This is a genomic window from Pseudomonas sp. SIMBA_067 (assembly GCF_046534675.1).
GTDB classification, from domain to species: Bacteria; Pseudomonadota; Gammaproteobacteria; order Pseudomonadales; family Pseudomonadaceae; genus Aquipseudomonas; species Aquipseudomonas putida.
In genome coordinates this window covers 1-275 of record NZ_JAWRYH010000374.1, presented here as the reverse complement: position 1 = coordinate 275, position 275 = coordinate 1, and the positions used below count along the sequence as shown (strand labels likewise).

The window sequence follows — 275 nt, the reverse complement described above, 5'->3', positions numbered from 1 at the left end:
CCCCTTGTCGAACAGTTGATCGCCTTCGACCAGACAGCGCTCAAGCGCCCTGCGCGCGTCATCGGACAAACCGCGCTCGGCGGCTTGACGCGCCGCCAGGCCCTCAAGCACACCGCGCACTTCGACCGCGCCGGCAATATCGCTGGGGCTGACCGACCGCACCTGATAGCCACGCCCGCCGAACGGCACCAGCAAACCTTCCTGCTCAAGGGTACGGAATGCCATGCGCACGGGCATGCGCGAAACGCCGAAGCGCTGCGCCGTGGGAATTTCCA

General features: G+C 66.5%; 1 protein-coding gene. It reads right to left on the bottom strand.

What is annotated here, in order from left to right; all coding sequences use genetic code 11:
• Nucleotides 1-275, bottom strand: a 275-nt coding sequence (locus tag SB765_RS29500) for a GntR family transcriptional regulator (RefSeq protein WP_410932471.1), incomplete at both ends; no start/stop codon positions are given.